4 protein-coding genes are annotated in these 3,592 nt (G+C 67.3%); 1 reads left to right on the top strand and 3 read right to left on the bottom strand.

Features of this window, described 5'->3' with window-relative positions; all coding sequences use genetic code 11:
* From AC1DKV_RS40220 to AC1DKV_RS40210, 3 genes are all read right to left on the bottom strand, one after another.
* Positions 1-186: 2Fe-2S iron-sulfur cluster-binding protein (locus AC1DKV_RS40220; protein ID WP_477139734.1), on the bottom strand; the 186-nt coding region annotated here is incomplete at its 3' end.
* Between the two features lie 50 nt (positions 187-236).
* Positions 237-1,640, bottom strand: coding sequence for an aminotransferase class III-fold pyridoxal phosphate-dependent enzyme (locus AC1DKV_RS40215; protein ID WP_477139733.1), 1,404 nt, complete (start codon positions 1,638-1,640; stop codon positions 237-239).
* Positions 1,641-1,821: 181 nt separating this feature from the next.
* Positions 1,822-2,709 (bottom strand): GNAT family N-acetyltransferase, encoded by an 888-nt coding sequence (locus tag AC1DKV_RS40210; protein WP_441624452.1) that lies wholly within the window; start codon positions 2,707-2,709, stop codon positions 1,822-1,824.
* Positions 2,710-2,976: 267 nt separating this feature from the next.
* On the opposite strand from AC1DKV_RS40210, the gene AC1DKV_RS40205 reads away from it, so the two are divergent.
* Positions 2,977-3,592, top strand: a 616-nt coding sequence (locus tag AC1DKV_RS40205) for an ABC transporter substrate-binding protein (protein WP_477139732.1), incomplete at its 3' end; no start/stop codon positions are given.

Below are 3,592 nucleotides of genomic sequence, written 5' to 3'. Positions count from 1 at the left end.
CGCACGCGGGCCGTCGCCGAATTCGCTGTCGCGCACGCGCCGGCCATTCAGCAKCAGTGCGACCAGAAGGGTGTCACCCGCCAGGGCGGTGGCACTGCGGCCATCGATGCGCAGGGTGATGGCGGGGCGGTCGGATTCTGCCAGCCGCATGAATCGCGCGGGCAGTGGGGGAGCGTTGTCGGGCATGGGCGGCGGCTCGGCGTTGGTTTGGAAACAATGGGCTGACTGCTGCAATCTCAGCTCGCAAGCGCGGCACGCACCTCGGGGAAGGCGAGCACGTCGTCAAGCGTMTGCTTCACGCGCGCGAACATCAGCTCGAATTCGTCTTCGGTGTACGTCAGCGCTGGGGCAAAGCCGAGGATATTGTCGCCAAAGGCGCGGAACACGATGCCGTTGCCGTAGGCGGTCGCGGCAATGCGGTCGGACAGCCCCAGCGATGCGTCGAAGCCGCGCTTGCTGGCCTTGTCGCTGACAAGTTCCAGCGCGCCCAGCAGTCCGCGATGGCGCGAGTCGCCCACCAGCGGATGACTGCGTAGCGCATCCAGTCCGGCTGCGAAGGTTGCCGCGCCACGCTGCCCATTGGCCAGGATGCCCCCTTCCTCATACAGCCGCAGGACTTCCAGCGCCACTGCCGCACTGACCGGGTGGGCCGAATACGTGGCGCCGTGGCCGATGGGCGCTGCGCCGGGTGCGCCGTCGGCGATGCCGGCATAGACCTGGTCGGAGATCAGCGTCGCGCCCATCGGGACGTAGCCGGCGGTGAGGCCCTTGGCCAGCGTCATGATGTCCGGGGTGACGTCTTCGGCCTCGCAGGCAAACATGGGGCCGGTGCGGCCGAACCCGGTGATGACCTCGTCGACCACGAAGAGGATGTCCAGCTCGCGSGCGGCGTCGCGCATGGCCCTGAGCCAGCCMTTGGGCGGCACGATCACGCMGCCCGAGCCCTGGATCGGTTCGCAGAAGAACGCGGCCACATTGTCCGCGCCCAGTTCGGCGATTTTCGCKCGCAGTGCCGCCACCGAGGCGTCGATGATGCCTTGCGCATCGGTGGGATCGGCGGCGCGGTAGGGATTAGGCGAGGGGATGTAGTGCTGCGTCGGCAGCGGCAGGTCAAAGCCGCGGTGGAACGCAGGCAGGGCGGTGAGGCCGGYGCCCGTCGACGAGGAGCCGTGGTAGCCGCGCTCCAGCGAGATGAAGTGCTTCTTCGACGGGCGCCCGGTGGCGTTGAAGTACTGCGTGATGAAACGCACGGCCGTATCGACCGCCTCGGAGCCGCCCAGAGTGAGATATACGTGGTTCAGCGAGCGGGGCGTGATCTGCACCAGCTTGTCGGCGAGGCGGATCGCCGGCTCACTGCTGAAATGGAAGTAGCCGGTAGCGTAGGGCAGGCGGCGCATTTGCTCGGCGGCGGCCTGCACCACGCTTTCCTGGCCGTAGCCCACGTTGACGCACCACAGCCCTGCGAAGGCGTCGAGCACTTCGTGGCCGTTGGCGTCGGTCAGCCACGCGCCGCGGCCCGAAGACAGCACCGTGGGGCCGCGCTGCTCGTGCACGCGCCAGGGCGACACAGGGTGGATAAGGTGCGCGCGATCGGCGGCTTCAAGCGCGGCGAGCTGGGGCAGGTCAGTGAGTTGGGTCATGGCAGGGTCCGTTCGCGTCAATTCGTGTGCGCAGCACAACAGGCTGGCCTTTGCCTCAAGGTTACGGCAGGCGGCACATGGCGTGATGCTGCATTGAGGGGGCTGAACGAAGCAGGCTGCTGTTATGCGGGCCGTGGCAGCAGATTGTTTGGTAGTGCGCTTCCAGCAACCTGGCGGGTCTTTAGCCCATGGCCTGGGTCACGAGTGCGAACGGCGCCGGCGCCCCTGGAGGCGTGGCGATTGGTGCGCCGCGCACCATGGTCGTGGGCGCGTCCACGCGCGGCAGGCCAATGCTGTCCAGCCATTCACCCAGCCCGCTGGCGCAGTCGATGTCGATACGCGTGAAGTTGCCCGCATTCAGGCCGGTCAGGTATGCGACCAGCGCCTTGGCGCCATTGGCGCCGGGCGCTACTACCGGGCCGATKGCATGGCCGCGCCCGAAGCGGCGCAGCATGGCGAAGCCGCGCGCTTCGCCTTCTAAGTCCAGCACCACGCAGGCCTCGGCGCTKGCCAGCAGGTCGTTGACCAATGCCTTGCGGGGCATGCCGCGCGCCTGCGCGTCGAGCCGGTGCAGCGCACCGGCCTCGTTGTGGCCCGCGGGGCGCAGGCGCCAGCCGTCGGGCAGGGCGATCAACGGGGCAGGCTGGGCCGTGCCCTGGTGCTGGCAAACCTCGCCGGTGCGCGCGAAGCCCAGGCGCTCGTACAGGCCGCGGCCATCGGCCGTGGCGTGCAGCAGCACGGTGCATTCGTCCAGGCCTTCGAGCAGCGCGCGCATCAGCCGGTAGCCGATGCGCCGGCCCTGGCACGCCGGCGTGACGATCACCATGCCGATGGTGGCGTGGTGCTTGCCCCAGCGCCAGCGCAGGGCAGTGGCGACGAACTGGCCATCGAGTTCGGCTACGATGCCCTCGGCGTGCGCGAACATCTGCTCCCAGTCGGTCAGGCGATGGGGCCAGCGCTGTTCCTGCGACAGGGCGTGGGCGCGCGTCAGGTCGTCGGCAGTCATCGGGCGCAGCACCACGCCGTCGTCAGCAATGGTGTCCTGGGCATGYGGAAGCGGGGCAAACATGGGCGTTGTCCTCGGGAAGAAAGGTTGGCACCGGCATTTATCTTGAACGACATCGTTCGGTCGAGCCAGAACGAGTTGGGGTTTATCCGTAACTTGCAAGATTCGTCTGCCGGAGGTGCCGGATTTGCAATTCAATGCGGTAGCGCAGGCTGTAACAKGGACAAATGCTGAGCCTTCTTGACTAGCATGAATGACCTGCAGTCATTCGCGGTGCGTCGTGACAAGTCCGCACCCGCCGGCCTTTCCAGACCAACCAGGAGCACTACGATGAGCGAAAGCCGTAAAGAGTTCGAGAACCTTGTCGGCCCCGGCGAAAGCCTTCGTGTGATGGATTTGCTCAAGCGCGGGGCGACGCGGCGTKACGTCCTGGCGATGCTGCTGGCGGGCGGCATGCAGGCCACGCTGGCTGGCAGCCTGGCCKGCGTGGCGGTCAAGGCCCATGCACAGACGCCCAAGCGGGGTGGCCGCATCCGCGTGGCAGCCGCCACGGCGGCCGCGTCCGATACGCTGGATCCGTCCAAACAGTCGAACCAGAACGACTACGTGCGCTGCAACATGGTCTACAACGGCCTGACCTCGCTCGATGGCAGCCTGACGCCGCGGCCGGCGCTGGCCGAGTCGTTCAACACGACCGATGCCAAGACCTGGGTCTTCACGCTGCGCAAGGGCGTGGCCTTCCACGACGGCAAGGCGTTGTCCCCGGCCGACGTGGTGTATTCGATCATGCGCCACAGGGACCCCGCCACCGCTTCCAAGGCCAAGGTGCTGGCCGAGCAGATCGAGAGCGTGAAAGCCACCGGCCCGAACGAGGTCACGGTGGTGCTCACCAGCCCCAATGCCGACCTGCCGGTGATCCTGGGCACCTTCCACTTCCTCATCGTCA

Source organism: Cupriavidus sp. 05T41 (genome assembly GCF_056396525.1).
Note: the sequence above shows the minus strand (reverse complement) of the source record. Positions and strands in the feature narration are given on the sequence as shown.